The sequence below is a fragment of the Pseudomonas sp. GOM7 genome (genome assembly GCF_026723825.1).
In the GTDB taxonomy this organism is placed as follows: domain Bacteria; phylum Pseudomonadota; class Gammaproteobacteria; order Pseudomonadales; family Pseudomonadaceae; genus Aquipseudomonas.
Genome location: NZ_CP113519.1, coordinates 2691958 through 2707093 on the forward strand (window position 1 = coordinate 2691958; position 15136 = coordinate 2707093).

Below are 15136 nucleotides of genomic sequence, written 5' to 3' on the forward strand. Positions count from 1 at the left end.
CTCCTTTACTCATCCACACGAACTTCACGGAACATGCCCATTTCCATGTGGAGCAGCAGGTGGCAGTGATAGGCCCATCGCCCCAACGCATCGGCAGTCACTCGATAGCTGCGCTTGGAACCTGGCGGCATGTCGATGGTGTGTTTTCGCACCAAGAAATTGCCGTTCGCATCCTCCAGGTCGCTCCACATGCCATGAAGATGGATCGGATGAGTCATCATGGTGTCGTTGACCAGCGTGATGCGAACACGCTCGCCGTACTTGAGGCGCAGAGGCTCGGCGTCAGAGAACTTGATGCCATCGAAGGACCAGGAGAATTTCTCCATGTGCCCGGTAAGGTGCAGCTCGATGGTGCGACTTGGTTCGCGACCATCCGGGTCGAGGAAGGTGCTGCGCAGGTCAGAGTACGTAAGGACGCGTCGGCCGTTGTCTCGCAAACCAATACCTGGGTCGTCCAACTTGTGCGTCGGTGTCATGGTCTGCATATCGACCAGCGGGTTGTTGGTCTCTGAGGCTGGGTGTGCCTGCATGGCACCTGCCATGCCTGCCATGCCTGCCATGCCCGAATGATCCATTCCAGCCATCTGGCTGTGATCCATGCCGGCCATGCCACCCTGCATGCTCCCATGATCCATGCCCGCCATACTGCCGTGGTCCATTCCGGCCATGCTGCCGTGATCCATACCCATGTCGCCCATGGCAATCAGCGGACGCGGGTCGGGGCTGGGTACCGGTGCACTCAATCCCTCCTGTACAGCAAGGGTGCCGCGCGCATAGCCAGTGCGATCCATGGATTGGGCAAACACGGTATAGGCCTGTTCGCTGTCTGGTTCGACGATCACGTCGTAGGTCTCGGCCACGGCGATACGGAACTCGTCGACGCTGACCGGTTTGACGTGCAGACCATCGGCCGCAACCACAGTCATCTTCAGGCCCGGGATGCGCACATCGAAATAGGTCATCGCCGAGGCGTTGATGAAGCGCAGGCGGATCTTTTCGCCCGGTTTGAATATGCCGGTCCAGTTGCCATCAGGTGCCTGGCCATTCATCAGGTAGGTGTAGGTGTAGCCACTGACGTCAGCGAGATCCGTCGGGCTCATCTTCATCTCGGCCCACATCTTGCGATCGGCTACCGCAGCGGACCACCCCATCTCGCTCACGTCATTGATGAAATCACCAACGGTGCGCTTGTGGTAGTTGTAGTAGTCCGACTGCTTTTTGAGCTTGGCCAGTACCCGCGCTGGATTTTCATCGGTCCAGTCGCTCAGCAGCACGACATAATCACGGTCGTAACTGAAGGGCTCGGGTTCCTTGGCGTCGATGACCAGCGCGCCGTATACGCCGACTTGCTCCTGGAGCCCCGAGTGGCTGTGATACCAGTAGGTGCCGTTCTGGTTGACCTTGAACTTGTACTCATACATGCCGTCGGGGGCGATGCCATGGAAGCTCAGGCCCGGAACGCCATCCATGTTCGCCGGCAGGATAATGCCGTGCCAGTGAATGGACGTGTCCTCCTTGAGGCGGTTGCGTACGCGCAACGTCACGGTCTCGCCCTCCCGCCAGCGCAGGATTGGGCCTGGCAGCGAGCCATTGATCGTCATGGCGGTACGCGCTGCGCCGGTGATGTTTACCGGAGTCTCTCCGATAAACAGGTCGAAATCGTTACCGCTCAGCACGTTCGGCTGACCTGGGCTGGTTACCGCCCAGACCGGCGTGCGCCACATGCCCATGCCGCCGAGAATACCGGCGGCGGCGAGGCCTTTGACGAAAGTACGTCTTGTGGTTTTGCTTTGCATGCCGTTATGTCCAATCCGTCAGATGAGCCGGTGATGTGCATCCGGTCTCGGGTTCATTGACTGCTCCAGTATTGGGAGATTTGATCTTCAAGCCTTGCGTGCTGCGCAAGCCCCCCCGACACCAAGCAGTATAAAACTGCCATATCTCAACCATCCGGGTGATTACATTTCTGTAAGGTTGAAGGGGCTCAGCAGTTGGCGTGTTCCGCCTGTTTGGCTTGGCTGCCGGCGACGGGAGCTCCATCCTTCTGCTGCTTGGCCAGCTGATACGCTTCCAGCGAGACCTGACGGGCCTGCTCCATGCGTGCAAACGTGCGATCGGCACCGCCTTCGGCCATCGCCAGAGTGGAAGCACTCAGGGCAGCAACTACAAACAGGGTTTTGATCGATTTCATTTCGTGAATCCTCGTAAGTTTAGAAGCCCCCGTAACTAGTGGGGGCGAGCCTTAAGCTCGCTGTTACGTTAACCACGAAGCCCTGTCAGCAACCTGATCTGAACATTACAGTTCTGTCAGGTTGCTATTTCTTTCTTGTAGGCCCTCCTGAAGGCTCGGTACTGTCTTCTTGCCCGAGAAGCCTTGCGGATTCCATGGGCCTGCTCGGCAGCAATGCCTGAGCTAACTCGCTCATTCGCACCGACGGATCGCGACCATCAAACAATCAAGAGAAATAGCCACTATGTCGAACAAATCCAACGTAGCTACCGGTGCCGCCCTGGCTCTGGTAGCCGCCAGCCTGTTCTCCACCCTGCCCGTCCAGGCGGCCCAGGACACCAAAGCAGCAGAAGTGAAATGCTTCGGGGTCAATGGTTGCAAAGGGCAGAACGACTGCATGACCGCGAAAAACGACTGCAAAGGCCAAGGCGAATGCAAAGGCCAGGGGTTCAAGTTGATGACCCAGGCCAAATGTGACGAAGCCGGTGGCAAAACCAGCGAATAAGGCGGTTCAGGGGAGTGCATGCCACTCCCCTGCTGGAGTCTCGAATGAGTAAGCGCAAAACTCTGGGTTTCGGTCTTGGCCTTCGCAACGAGTATTACCGGCAGATCCTGGAGGAACGGCCTGCGGTCGACTGGTTCGAGATCATTTCCGAGAATTACCTGGTGGAGGGCGGCAAGGCTCTCTACTTCCTTGATGCGATCGGCGAGCACTACCCCCTGGTGATGCACGGAGTATCTCTTTCGATTGGCGGCTCACATGCCTTGGACATAGACTACCTACGACAGCTCAAGCAGCTGGCGGATCGGGTGCAGCCTCAGTGGGTGTCTGATCACCTGTGCTGGAGTCGAGGCAACGCCCATCAACTTCACGATCTGCTACCGCTGCCGTTTACCCAGGAGAGCCTGCTGCATGTCGCGGCCCGGGTGCGCTTGGTGCAGGATGTTTTGGAACGTCCCATCGTGCTGGAGAACGTTTCCTCCTACGTGCAGTGGACAACATCCAGCATGAGCGAGTCTCAGTTCCTCTCGGAGCTCAGTTACCTGACCGGGTGCGAGCTGCTTCTCGACGTGAACAACGTCTACGTCAGTTCGCGCAACCAGGGTTTCGACCCTTGGCAGTTCATCATGGAATTGCCGCACGAGCGGATTCGGCAAATTCACCTGGCCGGGCACAGCGATTACGGGCAGTACCTCATCGACACCCATGACCAGCCCATCGCTGATCCGGTTTGGTCTCTCTACAGCAAGACTTTGAGCTACTTGGGCCCGACATCGACCTTGATCGAGCGGGATGACCAGTTTCCGCCGCTGGAAGAGCTGTTGTCCGAATTAGCACATGCCCGTGCTATCGCCAAATCTGTGATATCGGGGGCCACCCCTTGAGCCTGATCGCCCTACAGACTGCATTTGAAACTTACCTGACAGGTGACAGTGGCCTGCCCTCCAACGAGCTTTTGGAGCAGATCCGAGGTAGCACAGCGCTGAGTGCTCTCGAAGGCCTGCAGATCTACCACAACGCTTACCGTTCGCGCCTGCTTGCGGTCTTGCGAGAAGACTTCCCTGCCCTGCTTCACTGGATCGGCAACGAATCATTCGAGCAGCTCGCACTGGCCTACTTGGCCGCCTGGCCACCACGACATTTCAGCATTCGCTGGCTGGGCGAGAAGCTGCCCGAGTTCATTAGCAGCTACGTCGAAGAACCCCAACTATCGCCGATGCGCGAACTCGCGGAACTGGAATGGGCCTTTACACTGGCCTTCGACGCTCAGGATGTCGAAGCGCTTTCGCTGGAGACCATGAGTGATTTTTCGGCTGAAGACTGGATTTCACTCAGGGTTTCCCTGACTGCATCTGCCCGGTGGTTGCAGCTGCAGTACAACACGCTGGAGTTGTGGAAAGCCGCCAAGTCCGGCAGCTTGCTGCCTGATGTTACCCGCCTGCCAACGAACCTAGCCTGTCTTGTTTGGCGTCATGAACTCGTCTGCCAGTACCGGAGCCTGGAGCCAGCGGAGGCTTCGGCATTGCAGTTTCTCATCGAGGGCGGATCGTTCGCTGAACTCTGCGAGTCGTTGAGCGCCACGCATGGCGAGCAAGCTCCCTTGCAAGCCGCGACCTGGTTGAAGTTGTGGGTCAACGACGGTTTGCTAAAGCGCGGCCAGCTATTACACGAATGACCCGGAACCTTTAGGCTAGCGCTCTCTCTTTGGCCACTCCGAGCGCTTCTATGACTCACCGCATCATTCATTTCAAACAGCAAGCCTTGCTTGACCCGGAGACCTATCAGGCAATGCTGGCCGACGGCGTTGGTCACTGGGAGCGGCTTGCAGGAGAAGTCGTCGGCATAGATGACGAAAAAAGCCACGAGTTCGCTGCATTGAAAAGCCTGTTCAAGCGCAAGCGGTACTCCTATGACACGCTGGAAATGCGCGAGCCAGGCGATCACTCAAACTGGCTTCGCGGCCGAGATGGTTCAGAAGGTATGACCAACGAGGTCACCAGTATCCCAGGGCTAAAAGAGCTCTCAGAACTGGAGATTTAGTGGGATAGCAGGTCAGCGCTCAAGCGCTGACCTGGGCCGAATAGCCAAGCTCCTGGATGAGTTCGCGGATCGATTCGGCACTTTCTGTGCTCTCAACGGTGACCTTGCCGGCCGCTCGATCCACTTCTACTCGTGCATCCTGATCCAGAGCTTGAATGGCCTTCGTGATTTTGCTCACGCAACTGCCACAGCCCATCCCCGCAACACTCAGACTAAACATGTCTTTCACCTCATTTCGTCCGCGGCTCAAGTTACCGCACGGACAGCATCGACCTTGACACGATGGCAAGGTCAAGCCCGTAAGCGCTACAAAAGGATCAGCCGTTTACCACGGGCGTAAGGATGGGGGTTGGTGAACACACCACGACATGCCTTGCGCCCCTCGTCAGTGCGACGTATAGATTCTGGGGGGTCATAAGCTCAGGATGCAGGACAACCGAGACATCCGCCTCCAGCCCCTTGAGAAGTAATGTGCTGCCTACAGAGCGTCTTGCGATCGGTCGGGCAAGGTGTCTATTGCGCTCTCGCGCTTGAATGGCTGCACTCAGAAAGTCGGCAGCACCTCCCACCACCGCTTGCATTGCAGACCGGCAGCAGTACAGAACCTCCGGTCGGTATACACGTGCCCCGTGCTGCTCAGCGAGCGTATCGATCACACGGAGCGCTTGCCCCAATGTTGGCGCTGCTACGAAATCGATCGCCGCAGCCTCGGCCGCGGTCGGAGGCGTTCGGGCCCTTCCTGCACGCAGCGACTCCACGCGCGTTCGCAGGTTTGCTGCACCTACCCCCGTCATTACGCTGGAAGCAAACTCCACAAGTTGTGCCAGAGCATTGGCACCCTGCAAGTCAAAGTTCCTGGCGAAGTTGACGAGATCTCTCAGGTCGACGGCTTCTACGGCCATGGCACCGGGTGTCTGGCTCGTGAGCTGATGGCGACCTTGCACGTTGATGGAGTCCCCGATGATGAGGACGCTACCCTGAGCGTTGGGAGCTTCGGTTCTCGCGGCCACCAGTCGCTGCTGAACTTCGGTTCCGGCGTTTAGCTGCACCCAACGCACTTCTGCTGGAGCCGTGCGCAGATCCACCGGCTGACCAGCTTGAAGTTGTTGCCTTATGGCGAGCAGCCACTGCCCGAGGTTCTCAGCTCCAGCCAGCCGCCAGCGCCACGGTATCCTCAACTCTCCCGCTGCGGGAAACAGGGGTTGCACCTCATTCGCCCAATGCACCAGTCGATTGCCACGGAAGCTGAATATGGCTTGCATCGGGTCACCGAGCACGCAGGTCGGAAGCACCTGGGCCAAACCAGACACGATGGCGTGCTGGACGACGTTGCAGTCTTGGTACTCGTCGACAAGCAACCGTGCATAGGTGGCGCGAAGGGGCTGAGCGAGGTGACCGGCCTGCAACAACTGCATGGCGGCCTCCCGAATTGCCGGGTAGTCAGTATTGGGTTGATGCAGCTGTAGGATCTGCGGGTTATGGCCGCTTCGCGCTGGGAACTTAGCGATCAGGCGCATCGAGAATCCGTCAATGGTGGAGACTCGATATGCGGAGTTAGGAACACCGGCTCGTCTCAGGCGCGCCCGTAAGGCCGCAACGCCGGCGTTCGTATGTGTCAAGACGAGGATGGGTTTGCTCTGCGTATGCGCGATGAGCGTCTCGGCAATCAATTGCGTTTTTCCACAACCTGCGGGGGCCGTTATGGAGCCACGCTCGATAGCGAAAAGATCAATCTCAGGGGGCACTTGTAAACGTCCAGAGCTGATTCGTGACTGCCATGAAGCCCGGTTCGGCGTTCTGTAAAGACGGACCGACGATGTCCCTTGCAACCTCCTGATAGGTTGTCAGCGACTTGAACCAGCCGCTGTTGCGGATACGGGATGCGGTTCCCAGCAGCTCTCGTCTCTCAGGTGAGTACCCATCCACGAGTCGCTTGGCTCGGATATCGTTCAGCGTCACGCGGCCTTGGGACTTCGTCTGAATGTGTGCGTTCATCAGCTCTGCACCCACTATTGTTTCGGCTTTCGCCAGAAGTGCATCGAGTGCTTGCTCACTGAGATGGCGGAAGATCTCGTCCTCCAACGTGAGGCCTGGTCGCCATGTAAGAATTTGCCCGCCGGCGGCCAAGAATGCTTCAGCGAGCCCCGCGGTCGAAGGCTTGTCGGCATCTACAAAAACCATCACGCGGTAACCCAAGTTCAGAAGTGCTGTTCCCCGGATAAGACTGTTATCGGGGCTTCCCCCGCCGGCGTCCACATACGCGCCGCCATGGGCCAGGAATGAGGTAGCGCCAAGACTGACCCACCATTGGTCAAGGCCACGCGCGAAGCCAACCTCGCTGGCCCCCTCGCAAACGATGATGGATTTGGCGAGGAATGCTTCGGGGTCCTTCCGAAGGGTACTTTGTACCTCGTTGGCTTCCCCAGCTGGCATAACACTGTGGCGCTGAGGTGCTGACCGAACAACGAATAACTGGCTGCCGGACAGCTCGCGCAGCGCGACCGGCGAGTGCGTCGTCATGAACACTTGCAACGGAGCGGCAGCGTCCTTTGCACCCAGCGAGTCCAGGAATCGCATGAGCCGATGAGGTTCAAGCCCGTATTCCACCTCATCAACCAGGGCAATTGGCGCGGCGCTGGCCGCAGCCCTTTGAAGCCCTGCCACTAGCAAGCGTGACGAGCCCGTGCCAAGGGAGCGCAGCGGAATACCTGTTTCACTGTGCAGCGCGATCGCCCCCTCGCCAATCGACACAGAATGTGCGTCAAGGAGCGCCTGAGGCATAGCCCCGACCGAAACGCCAAGATGCTGTGCTGTGCGTTGCACGACCTCAAGCGTCTGGGTCAGATGTTCGGCTGCTTGATTGCCAAAGTTCGCTCTTGCTTGCCTAGCGGCGCGCGCCAGTTCAGCACCAAGCTCGGCGCGCTCATCGGTAAGTCGATTGAGCACTGAGCCACGACTCCACGACAAGTTCGAACTCGCAAAGCTGCCGATACGGGCGGGTGCTAGTGCCGCTCGTTCCTTCCAGGGAAGAGTGCGTTCGAGTTGCTGCTGCTCCGCACGCTCAGAAAAAAGTGTCCAGGTAGGTTCCAAATCGGCACCAACTTGCAGGAGCAAGGTGATAACGGTCTCCAGCCCCGCTCGCGGTTCGTCTTCGACTTCTCCCGTTCCTGGATTGAATCCACGCAAGAACTCGCCGTAAACATCGATATCCATCAGCGATACCGGCAAATCGCCAAGCGTCACACTGATGGTGATGGGTGTTTCGACGTTCAGAGCGAAGAAGTCCATGTCGCCGAACGTGCCGCCCCGGCGGGCACCGACGCAAAGGTCAATCGCATCTAGAATGCTGGACTTTCCACTATCGCCAGGACCTATGAGGCAGTTAATTCCTGGGGCCGGCACCCAGTCGAGCGCCTGGATAGATCGGAAGTTGCTGATAATCAGTCTGCGAATGCGGGCCACGGAGAGTCCTCATGGGTTAACGACGACCAGTCTCCTACCCGCAGCGGCAACAGTCCATCGAACGTCACCTCGTCACTATGTGTTGCGACAGATAGGTCGGACCGGAAACTACCGTACGGCATTTTCCGGTCAGATGCGCTTCTGAATAATCACCTGGTCGGTGGTATGGAAGCCTATCCGATGTCCGTTGATTTCAACCTCAGAGCATTGAAGACCACCGACGCCGAGCTGACACTCATCGCCAGCGCAGCAATCAAGGGCGACAGAAGATGCCCCGTCAGCGGGTACAGCAGCCCCGCTGCTAGCGGGATTCCCATCGCGTTGTAGAGGAACGCAAAGGCGAGGTTCTGCCTCATGTTTTTCACGGTTGCCACTGACAGGGTGCGCGCTCGCAGGATGCCCATCAGATCTCCCTTGACCAGCGTCACTTGGGCGCTGTTCATCGCCACATCGGTACCGGTGCCCATGGCGATACCTACGTCAGACCTGGCCAGGGCGGGCGCATCGTTGATGCCGTCACCCGCCATGGCGACACGACGGCCATAGCCCTGCAAATCGGCGACCAGTTTCTCCTTATCCTGCGGTTTGACCTCACCATGCACTTCCTCGATTCCGAGCTGCTTCGCCACGGCTCTTGCTGTGGTGAGGCCATCACCAGTGGCCATGATGACCTTTACGTCTTCGCTTTGAAGCTTGGAGACAGCCTGTTGAGAAGTAGGCTTGATCGGATCGGAAACGGCCAGGAGTCCCGCCAGGCGACCATCAACGGCCAAATAGATGATGCTGATGCCTTCCAGACGCAGTTGCTCGGCGCGATTGCGCAGCGGGGTAATATCGACGCCCGCCTCGTCCATCAGTGCGGTGTTGCCGAGCTGCAGCTGATGGTCATCGACCTGGCCGCGCACACCAATACCCGAGCCAGATTCGAAAGTGTCCGGTTTGACCAGTGCAATGCCCTGACCGCGCGCATGATCGACGATGGCATGAGCCAGCGGGTGCTCACTACCCTGGTCGAGACTAGCAGCCAGGCGCAGCACTTCATTGGAGTCGTAACCGCCTGTCCCTTCCGCACTATGAAATACGGGACGCCCCTCAGTCAGGGTTCCAGTCTTGTCGACGATGAGCATGTCGATCTTGCATAGATTTTCGATGGCGCTGGCATCGCGGAACAACACACCGCTGCTAGCGGCCTTGCCAGTCGCAACCATGACGGACATCGGGGTTGCCAGACCCAGAGCGCAGGGACACGCAATGATTAGCACCGCCACCGCATTGATCAGGCCAAATACCCAGCCTGATTCCGGCCCTAATAGCCCCCAGCCGAAGAAGGTCAGAATCGCGATCAGGATCACCCCGACCACGAAATACCCTGCCACCGCATCAGCCATACGCTGCATGGGGGCCTTGGAACGTTGGGCTCTGGCCACCATCTGAACGATCTGCGACAGCATGGTCTCGGCACCGACCTTCTGCGCCTCCATCACCAGGCTGCCGTGGGTGTTCAGGGTGGCACCGATAAGGGCATCCCCTACCCGCTTGGTCACGGGTAACGGTTCTCCGGTAAGCATCGACTCGTCGACGGCGCTCTCCCCCTCTAGAACCGTACCGTCCACCGGGACTTTCTCTCCCGGCCGGACACGTAGGTGGTCGCCCTGATGGACATGTGTCAGCGGAATATCTTCTTCCTGGCCATCGGGCTTGATGCGACGCGCAGTCTTTGGTGCCAGCCTCAGCAGTGACTTGATGGCTGCCGAAGTCTGCGAGCGGGCCTTGAGTTCGAGCATTTGGCCCAACAGCGTGAGTGAGATAATCACCGCGGCTGCTTCAAAATAGACGCCGATACGTCCGTCCTGGGCAAAAGCCGCCGGAAACCACTGCGGAACCAAGGTAGCGGCCACGCTGTAGAGGTAGGCAGCGGCCGTTCCCAAACCGATCAGGGTCCACATGTTGGGGCTGCGGTGGCGGATGGAGTCAATGCCGCGGGTGAAGAATACCCAGCCACCCCATAGCGTCACGGGCGTCGCCAGAGCCAGCTCGACCCAGTTCTGGGTCGTGCCATGAAACAGTTGCAAGGAATGGCCGGCCATCGCCAATACGGTCACGATGACGGTCAACGGTAGGGTCCACCAGAACCGCAGCGAGAAGTCCTTCAGCTCTGGATTTTCCTCCTCTTCCAGCTCCGGGATGACAGGTTCCAGCGTCATCCCGCAGATCGGGCAGTTTCCGGGAGCCGGTTGACGGATTTCTGGATGCATCGGGCAGGTGTATTCAGCACCTACAGGTGTCGATGTGTGTGCTGGAGTCGCGTGCTGGTGATGCTCCCCATGAGACTGATGGCTCATGTACTGATGAGGATCTGCTTGGAATTTCTCTAGGCACTTCGCACTGCAGAAATGATAGGCCTTCCCTTCAAAGCTCTCGCGATAAGGGCCATCAGGTTTGACCTCCATGCCACACACCGGGTCGCGCTGGCTCTCGGAGTGGGCGTGCGAGTTATGTGAATGATCCTGGTCATGATGGCAGGAGGTCTTTTGCATGCGATCTATGTCCTTTCTTCGTCCTTGGAAACAGCGGTGCTGCTGGAGTGGGAGTGCCCGCCGTGATTGTGGCCAAACAGATGCATCAGCGGGCATAGCAGCAGGATGAGGTACGGCAGGGCCTGCGAAAGATGACCGTAATGCTCACGCGCTACATAGAAGATGCCTATTACGGCCAGCATGATCAGCGCAATGCCAATCTTGCTCTTCCAAAAAGGCGGCTCAGTGGTACTGGTGTGATGGGTATGGTCCACGACAATAGCCTCGTTTCAATGGCGGCCGGATCACTATAGGTGTCTCAGACTGGACGGAGTTGGCGAGTATCAATAAACGTCAGCGTACGGTCACCTTACCGACCATTCCCGACTGATAATGTCCTGGAATATTGCAGGCGAACTCCAGTTCGGTGGCGGCGGAGAAGGTCCAGATCAACTCTTCGCGTGCTCCAGGTTCGACAAGAACACTGTTGGGGTCATCGTGTTCCATACCGACCATCTTCATGCCGCCCATGGCATGGCCCATATTGCTCATGTCATGTGCACCTGTAGGGGACAGCGTGCCGTTCTGAAACATCGCGGCCATCTCTTTCTGGTGCGCGGCATGGGATGCCGCTTTGCCAAGATTGAATTCGTGTAGCAGTGCACCGTCATTTTTCAGGACGAAGCGAACTGTCTCGCCTGCTTTGATCTCCATTGCTTTGGGTTCGAAGAAGATGTCCCCCATCCGGACTTCGATGGTGCGATCTACTGCCTGACCGTCTCCCGGTTGCCCAATACTGTCTTTCTTGTGGCCCGGGCTGGCCAGCGCATTGGCAGCACTGAGCAGCAAGCCAAGGGTGGTGATTATGAAAGCGGGTCTGAGTTTCATGGTGTGCCTCTGAGGTGTTGAGGAGGGATGAGTCCCGATGCTAATGAGGTGCAGCTGGCGGTACGCTGACGTGAAAACTACATCGCAGTAAGGTTCGTCAGATCGGTGCTACCCAGCTCGCGGCCAACGGGTAGCACCGATGCCGGACTAACGCAGAGCAAACTCACCGACCATCCCCGCCTGGTAATGCCCAGGCAATGTACAGGCGAAGCTCAAACTGCCCGCCTTAGGGAAGGTCCACACGAACTCTTTGGTTGTGCCGGGCTCGACGAGAACCGCGTTCGGGTCGTCATGCTTGGCTTTGATGACTTCCGGATAGCCTGGAGGGTTGGAGTCTCCCATGCCATAACGCTCATGCCAGACAATGCGCTCGGCCATGCCGGTCGGGGTCAGTGTGCCGTCCTTGAACAAGGACGCCATCTTGCGCTGGTGCTCCAGCTGGGACGCTGCCTGCCCGATGTTGAACTCGTGCATCAACGCGCCCTCGTTCTTCAGAACGAAGCGCACGGTTTCACCTGGCTTCACATCGATCGTTTTCTGGCTGTAGTTGATGTCGTCCATCTTTACCAAGATGGTACGAGTCGCTGGCGTCGCCTGGGCCTGCTGCCCAATGCCATTGCTACTGCCGCCGACCTCGGCAAATGCCGGAAAGGTGGTGCTGATGAACAGAGTGCTGATCAGCAGTTTAAGGGGTAAGCGTTTCATGGTGAGACCTCGAGATGGGTGCTGGAAATCTCATGCTATTCCCCGCTTGCTGCCAGGCCGCTGACCCCAAAACTACAATTGCGTCAGCTGGGAAAAAGCACGGCGCCATAAAGGCGCCGCTAGGCCAAAGGAGCAATCACGGAAGGCCTGGAAGATGGGAAAATCCTTATCGATGGCACTCTTTGTCGGCCATCATTAGCTTGTGCTCGCGGATCATTTGAGCCAGCACGTCGTCTACCAGCTTGTCATGCTTTTCCATCCAGGCCAGATGCTCTTCGGCAGACATGTTTGGCGCGGGATGTTCGTTGTGCAGCTGGCTCATGATGTCTTCGAGCATGTTCATATGCTCCTTCATGTGCACATGCCGCTCGCCGACCGGGGCCTTCTCCGCCTGGATCAGCACGGCTTCTGCTTTGTCGCGCATCTGCTGGATGCGCTCGAATACACGGTCGCTGCCCCCTTCGGCCCAAGCCATGGAAGACAGCAGTAGCGAACCAACCAGAAGCAAAGGTTTCAGCGATTTCATGGGCAGTCTCCATCAGTGCAAACTATGGCCGGCACCTCTGCTTTTGGTCTGTCGAGGGCCGAGAGCACAACCTAGTACTCATGCTTGCACCCTAGACAAGCCACCCTGTCAGTGAGCTGAAGTCAGAATTACATTTTCGTAAGCTTCTGGTTGGGGCCGCGGTTTGCCTGCAAACTCAGGCCACCCGACTTTTGGAGTCTGCACACATGAAACTACTGGTAGCTGAAGACGAACCCAAAACCGGTACGTACCTCCAGCAAGGTCTCACCGAGGCTGGGTTCAATGTCGACCGGGTTATGACCGGTACAGATGCCCTTCAGCATGCACTTAGCGAAGCCTATGACCTGCTAATTCTGGATGTAATGATGCCTGGGCTGGACGGTTGGGAAGTGCTGCGCATGTTGCGCGCAGCAGGAAAAGACGTCCCCGTACTGTTCTTGACGGCACGCGATGGTGTGGAAGACCGCGTAAAAGGGTTGGAGCTGGGTGCGGACGACTACCTGATCAAGCCATTTGCTTTCTCAGAGCTTCTGGCCAGGGTCAGAACGCTGTTGCGCAGAGGTAATGGTTCGCCGACGCAGACCACCATGAAAATTGCCGATCTGGAAGTCGATCTGATGAAGCGGCGTGCGATCCGTGGCGGGAAAAGAATTGACCTGACCGCGAAGGAGTTTTCACTGCTGGAACTGCTACTGCGCCGGCGCGGCGAGGTGCTCCCGAAGTCGCTGATTGCCTCTCAGGTTTGGGACATGAATTTCGACAGCGACACCAATGTCATTGAGGTTGCGGTACGCCGGCTACGCGCAAAAATCGATGACGATTTCGATCTCAAGCTGATTCATACCGCCCGCGGCATGGGATACATGATGGATGCTCCGGAGTGAATATGAAGCACCTTTCGCTGACCGCACGCATGAGCCTGATGTTCATGTCCGCGGTAATTGCAGTCCTGACGGTAGCAGGGCTGAGTTTCAATATGCTCAGCCAGCACCACTTCAAGATGCTGGATCGGCAGGCCCTGGTGGAGAAACTCGAATCCGCCAAACATATCCTCAACAATGCTCGCGGTGAAGCGAGCCTTTCGGAAGAATTACCGCAGTTGCGAGCTTTGCTGGGAGCCCATCAGGATCTGGCCGCCACTATCCTGGCCAGTGACGGTTCTGTACTGTTTTCCGACCCCAGAGCAGTCGAAGTACCTGAGCGTTTCAGACGTGCAAATGAGCAGAGCATGTGGGAGTGGCAGAACGGCCAACACATGTACCGTGGCATGACGGAGCAAATCTCGGTAGCCGATCAGGCTGAGCCGCTCACTGCGTTGCTGATTCTTGACGTCACCAATCACACACACTTTTTCGACACGCTGCAACGATGGTTTTGGATTGGATTGGTCATCAGCGCCCTGTTCAGTGCCGCACTCGGCTGGGTGGTTGCTCGCAGCGGCCTTAGGCCTCTGCGGCAAGTCACTCATGTGGCCTCCGGGATGTCCGCTCGCTCGTTACAGGAGCGAATCCCTCTCGAACCAGTGCCGCGGGAACTTCAGCAACTGGTTCTCTCCTTCAATGCGATGTTGGCTCGGCTAGAGGATGCCTTCGTTAGGCTCTCCAATTTTTCGGCCGACATTGCCCACGAGCTACGAACTCCAGTCAGCAATCTGATGACCCACACCGAGGTCGTGCTGAGTAAAAAACGCGATATCAATGCCTATGAGGAGAATCTGTACTCCAACCTGGAGGACTTGAAGCGCATGTCTCGGATGATTGATGACATGCTGTTCTTGGCCAAGGCTGATAATGGCCTGATCATCCCCGAGCAGGCCAGGATCGAACTGGCTGACGTAGTCTTCAAGCTGTTTGACTACTACCACCTTCTGGCCGAAGAGCGCGGCATTGAACTTTCGCTCACAGGCAAAGGCCAAGTGCTAGGAGATCGGCTGATGCTTGATCGAGCGCTGTCCAACTTGCTGTCCAATGCGCTGCGTTACACGCCGGCGGGAAAGAGAATTTCGGTTCTGATCCGCCAGACAGCGGACTCAACTACCTTCAGCATCGAGAACCCAGGGAACACAATCAGCTCGGAGCATCTAGAGAAACTCTTCGACCGCTTTTACCGGGTAGACCCTGCTCGACGCGAAGGTAGCCCGAGCAATGCCGGGCTCGGGCTTGCCATCACCCGATCCATAATCGAGGCTCACAAAGGCCGCATTTGGTGTACTTCAGCGGCTGGCCTCACGGGCTTTCACATTGAACTTCCCCATCCCAGCTGATGTC

Annotated in this window: 16 protein-coding genes; 6 read left to right on the top strand and 10 right to left on the bottom strand. The window is 57.6% G+C overall.

Annotated elements, in window-relative coordinates; genetic code table 11:
- Positions 1–5 precede the first annotated feature (5 nt).
- Positions 6–1796: a copper resistance system multicopper oxidase gene (locus OU800_RS12210; RefSeq protein ID WP_061239412.1), complete on the bottom strand. Its 1791-nt coding sequence runs from the start codon at positions 1794–1796 to the stop codon at positions 6–8.
- 188 nt (positions 1797–1984) lie between these two features.
- Positions 1985–2191 (bottom strand): co-regulatory protein PtrA N-terminal domain-containing protein, encoded by a 207-nt coding sequence (locus OU800_RS12215; RefSeq protein WP_003246751.1) that lies wholly within the window; start codon positions 2189–2191, stop codon positions 1985–1987.
- Positions 2192–2474: 283 nt separating this feature from the next.
- Between OU800_RS12215 and bufA2 the strand changes: the two genes are divergently transcribed.
- From bufA2 to OU800_RS12235, 4 genes are read left to right on the top strand one after another with little or no spacing between them, the layout of a single operon-like run.
- Positions 2475–2735: a BufA2 family periplasmic bufferin-type metallophore gene (bufA2, locus tag OU800_RS12220; RefSeq protein ID WP_003246752.1), complete on the top strand. Its 261-nt coding sequence runs from the start codon at positions 2475–2477 to the stop codon at positions 2733–2735.
- A 44-nt stretch (positions 2736–2779) separates the two neighbouring features.
- Positions 2780–3616, top strand: coding sequence for an MNIO family bufferin maturase (gene bufB / locus OU800_RS12225; RefSeq protein ID WP_004374664.1), 837 nt, complete (start codon positions 2780–2782; stop codon positions 3614–3616).
- Complete coding sequence (locus OU800_RS12230; RefSeq protein ID WP_061239410.1) at positions 3613–4407, top strand: HvfC/BufC N-terminal domain-containing protein; 795 nt, start codon at positions 3613–3615, stop codon at positions 4405–4407. Before bufB ends, OU800_RS12230 begins: the two co-directional genes overlap by 4 nt.
- Before the next feature lie 50 nt (positions 4408–4457).
- Complete coding sequence (locus OU800_RS12235) at positions 4458–4772, top strand: hypothetical protein (protein WP_268184153.1); 315 nt, start codon at positions 4458–4460, stop codon at positions 4770–4772.
- Between the two features lie 19 nt (positions 4773–4791).
- Here the strand turns inward: OU800_RS12235 and OU800_RS12240 are convergent, their stop codons facing one another.
- The 8 genes from OU800_RS12240 to OU800_RS12275 form a co-directional block, all read right to left on the bottom strand.
- Positions 4792–4992: a heavy-metal-associated domain-containing protein gene (locus OU800_RS12240; RefSeq protein ID WP_003246756.1), complete on the bottom strand. Its 201-nt coding sequence runs from the start codon at positions 4990–4992 to the stop codon at positions 4792–4794.
- 97 nt (positions 4993–5089) lie between these two features.
- Positions 5090–6517, bottom strand: coding sequence for a UvrD-helicase domain-containing protein (locus tag OU800_RS12245; RefSeq protein WP_033725463.1), 1428 nt, complete (start codon positions 6515–6517; stop codon positions 5090–5092).
- Positions 6507–8234 (bottom strand): ATP-dependent nuclease, encoded by a 1728-nt coding sequence (locus OU800_RS12250; protein WP_013715609.1) that lies wholly within the window; start codon positions 8232–8234, stop codon positions 6507–6509. Before OU800_RS12250 ends, OU800_RS12245 begins: the two co-directional genes overlap by 11 nt.
- Positions 8235–8407: 173 nt before the next feature.
- Positions 8408–10771, bottom strand: coding sequence for a heavy metal translocating P-type ATPase (locus OU800_RS12255; RefSeq protein ID WP_197432172.1), 2364 nt, complete (start codon positions 10769–10771; stop codon positions 8408–8410).
- A gap of 5 nt (positions 10772–10776) precedes the next feature.
- Positions 10777–11025, bottom strand: coding sequence for a DUF2933 domain-containing protein (locus OU800_RS12260; protein ID WP_003246761.1), 249 nt, complete (start codon positions 11023–11025; stop codon positions 10777–10779).
- A gap of 79 nt (positions 11026–11104) precedes the next feature.
- Entirely contained in the window at positions 11105–11638 is a 534-nt protein-coding gene (locus OU800_RS12265; protein ID WP_003246762.1) for a cupredoxin domain-containing protein, read from the bottom strand.
- 147 nt (positions 11639–11785) lie between these two features.
- Positions 11786–12343 (bottom strand): cupredoxin domain-containing protein, encoded by a 558-nt coding sequence (locus OU800_RS12270; RefSeq protein WP_003139550.1) that lies wholly within the window; start codon positions 12341–12343, stop codon positions 11786–11788.
- Between the two features lie 166 nt (positions 12344–12509).
- Positions 12510–12869 carry a co-regulatory protein PtrA N-terminal domain-containing protein gene (locus OU800_RS12275; protein WP_003246763.1) on the bottom strand — a complete coding sequence of 120 codons (360 nt, stop codon included), beginning with the start codon at positions 12867–12869 and terminating at the stop codon, positions 12510–12512.
- A 206-nt stretch (positions 12870–13075) separates the two neighbouring features.
- On the opposite strand from OU800_RS12275, the gene OU800_RS12280 reads away from it, so the two are divergent.
- Together OU800_RS12280 and OU800_RS12285 are read left to right on the top strand one after the other, a co-directional pair.
- Entirely contained in the window at positions 13076–13753 is a 678-nt protein-coding gene (locus tag OU800_RS12280; RefSeq protein WP_004374688.1) for a heavy metal response regulator transcription factor, read from the top strand.
- Positions 13754–13755: 2 nt separating this feature from the next.
- Complete coding sequence (locus tag OU800_RS12285; protein ID WP_013715608.1) at positions 13756–15132, top strand: heavy metal sensor histidine kinase; 1377 nt, start codon at positions 13756–13758, stop codon at positions 15130–15132.
- Positions 15133–15136 lie beyond the last annotated feature (4 nt).